Origin of the sequence: Occallatibacter sp., assembly GCF_049802275.1 — a bacterium.
Classification (GTDB): domain Bacteria; phylum Acidobacteriota; class Terriglobia; order Terriglobales; family Acidobacteriaceae; genus Telmatobacter.
On record NZ_JBARMD010000333.1, the window covers coordinates 1 to 2,592 of the forward strand.

Below are 2,592 nucleotides of genomic sequence, written 5' to 3' on the forward strand. Positions count from 1 at the left end.
GAAGCATTTTCGATAAGCACGCTTGAAGGAAAGCTGATCGAGCATTGACGAATACAATCTGCTGGAAATATTCGAGCTATTCGCCGCGGCGACGGGCATGAATTTCAACTAGCGATATCAGCCCAAACCACGTTTCCAGGACTGCGGCGGCTGGAACCTTGGTTTGGCGATTGAGCGCCAATGCAGCATCGCCAATTCTCGTCCTGAGAACTGACGTACATTAAAATCTGCTGAGTGGGCAAGGCTGCTCGGCGCGCTACGCCAAACGAAGTAGACAATCTACCTCCAGTGGGAGTAGAGTGCCTACATCTATGAGCGAAGAATCCCCATATAAGAATCGGATTGAGCTGTTGCAGGGAACACTCGACATGCTTATTCTTCAGACCCTGCAATGGGGACCGCAGCACGGATACGGAATTGTCCAGGCTTTACGTTTGCGATCCGGAGATGTGCTTCAGGTGGAGACCGGATCACTGTATCCAGCTCTTCATCGGTTGGAGCGTCAGGGTTGGGTGCAGTCTGAATGGAAGCAGTCAGAGAGCAAGCAAAGAGCCCGATATTACCGAATCACGGCCAAGGGGAAAAAGCAGTTGGCCTCGGATCTGGGCCGATGGGAGCGGATTGTCGAAGCGATTGGGTCGGTGATGTACGTCAAGCCGGAGGAGAGCGAGTCATGAAGTGGTTCCCGAGCCTCGGTTTCCAGCGGCGCAAGCGCGAATTGCAGGAAGAGATTGATGCGCACCTGCAGATGGCGATTGCAGATCGAGTGGCGCGAGGCGAGACGGCAGAGGCGGCGCGACAAGCAGCGGCGCGGGAATTTGGAAATATTCCTCTAGTGCAAGATGTGACGCGCGACATGTGGGGTCAAGCGTGGTTTGAACAACTGGGCCGGGATGTCCGTTACGCGTTACGGCAACTGCGCAAGAGCCCCGGCTTTTCGATCACCGCGACGGCGATGCTGGCAGTGGCTATCTGCGCCAACAGCACCGTCTTCAGTTGGATTGACGGGACAATGTTGCGTCCGATTCCTGGTGCGCGGGACACGGGCGATCTTGTCAGCATGCAGCGGGGGGAACGGAACTTCTCTCCGACTCCGCCCTTCTCGTATCTCGACTATCGCGATCTGCGCGAGCAGAACCACACCCTCGCCGGAATGCTCGCATATCACAGCGATTGGATCACGCTGACTGACGGCGCACAGCCGCAGCGCATCTATATCGGGAATGTGTCAGCGAACTTCTTCGACGTGCTGGAAGTGAAGCCTCAGCTGGGGCGGTTCTTTCTGCCTCAGGAAGAAACGCGGCCGGACGCCGTGCCGTACGTCGTGCTTGGGTACTCGTTATGGAAGACGCGCTATGCGGGAGACCCTGAAATTGTGGGCAAGGCGATCGAGATTGCCCGGCATCCTGTGACGGTGATCGGCGTAGCGCCGGAGGGATTTATCGGGGCGGCGCCGGGGCTTCGGGATGATGCATGGCTGACGCTGAATCCCCTCGGGACGAACGTGTATAGGCTCACGCATCGCAGTGGTGGTGCGGTCTGGCTGAACGTGATCGGAAGATTGCGGCCCGGCGTGAGCCGTGACCAGGCAGCCCAGGACCTTGACACCCTGATGCACAATATTGTCGCGGCGTTCCCGGACGATCATCTGGGCGAGAACCGGATCACGCTCGATCCCATGTGGCGCTCGCCCTTCGGGGCCAACGGATACATGGCGGCGACACTGCCTATTCTGCTGGCCTTCGCCGGGCTGGTGCTGGTGCTGACCTGCGCGAACGTGGCGACGCTCACGCTGGTGCGGTTTGTATCCCGGCGGCGTGAGCTTGCGATCCGGCAGTCGCTCGGGGCGAATCGTATGCAACTGGTGCGGCAGATGGTACTGGAGGGCGTGTTGCTTTCCATGGTCGCAGGAGCCGTGGCCCTTGTATTGACATCGTGGACTTCGAAGACATTCGCATGGTTTTTTCCGCCGACCTCGTTTCCCCTCCTACTCAACGGGAGCATGGACCATGAGGTGGTGATCGGGATTGCGGTGTCCAGCCTGTTGGCCGGTTTGTTGTGCAGCGCGCTTCCCGCCTGGCGTTCGTCTCACGCGTCGGCAGCTGAGGTACTCAAGGCAGAGTCTGCAAGCGTCTCTGGCGGCTCACGCAACCGCAAATTGCTCAGTGGGCTGGTGGTGGCGCAAATCGCGTTTTCCCTTCCTCTGCTGTTGTGCTCCGGGCTATTTCTGCGAACCCTCAAGAATCTCGCCCACGCGAATCCCGGATTTGAGCAGGACCATATTCTCACCGCGTCCGTGGGGCTGAATATTGCCGGCTACAGCCACGACCAGGAACAGGTGATCCGTCACAAGATCCTTGATCGCGCGTCGGCATTACCCGGCGTGAAGGTTGCGTCTCTTACGGACTGGATTCCGATGACCCTGACCCACAAGGGGGTCGATGCGTATCCGGAAGGGTATGTGCCACACCCGCATGAATCTTTGCAGGTGTACCACGCCGACGTGGCCCCGCGGTATTTCGAATCCCTCCATATACCCATTCTGGAAGGACGCGAGTTCACGCCGGATGACGATGAAAAGGCCCCGAGGGT

2 protein-coding genes are annotated in these 2,592 nt (G+C 58.6%); both read left to right on the top strand.

Annotated features, from left to right (window positions below; all coding sequences use genetic code 11):
* Positions 1-311: 311 nt before the first annotated feature.
* Entirely contained in the window at positions 312-677 is a 366-nt protein-coding gene (locus tag WA354_RS11580; protein WP_472813170.1) for a PadR family transcriptional regulator, read from the top strand.
* Positions 674-2,592, top strand: a 1,919-nt coding sequence (locus WA354_RS11585) for an ABC transporter permease (RefSeq protein WP_472813171.1), incomplete at its 3' end; no start/stop codon positions are given. The genes WA354_RS11580 and WA354_RS11585, both read left to right, overlap by 4 nt.

Excerpts from the sequence above, each read along its gene's own strand:
- WA354_RS11580 (WP_472813170.1), top strand. The coding sequence starts at position 312 with ATGAGCGAAGAATCCCCATATAAGAATCGGATTGAGCTGTTGCAGGGA.